This window comes from Helicobacter didelphidarum, from assembly GCF_003364195.1.
GTDB lineage: Bacteria > Campylobacterota > Campylobacteria > Campylobacterales > Helicobacteraceae > Helicobacter_A > Helicobacter_A didelphidarum.
In genome coordinates, this window is sequence record NZ_NXLQ01000242.1 from 1 (window position 1) to 328 (window position 328).

Annotated in this window: 1 protein-coding gene; it reads left to right on the forward strand. The window is 27.7% G+C overall.

The features are described 5' to 3' along the window. The coding region (locus CQA53_RS13090; protein ID WP_181882495.1) for a hypothetical protein at positions 1–220 on the forward strand (220 nt) is incomplete at its 5' end. Positions 221–328: the final 108 nt, after the last annotated feature.

The window sequence follows — 328 nt, forward strand, 5'->3', positions numbered from 1 at the left end:
AATTGATGAATCAAACCTATATTATGTTAATGATATACAAAACATACACGAGTTAATTGATAAATTAAACGCACTTTTAAAACCACATATCACACAATATTTATTAGACTTAGATAAAGAGAAGTATTCACAAATTCATAATGATATTTTTATTAAAAATGAAATTCCATATTTTAATGAAATAGATTCTTTACGCAAGGAAAAAGATAATGGAAAATAAAAACATTTATAAAGGCTTAGAATGCCATTGCAGTGAGTTTGAAAAGATACCAATTCATAGGCGAGAGCTAGGAATGGCTGGAGGTGTAGTAACTTATGGAGTGGCAAT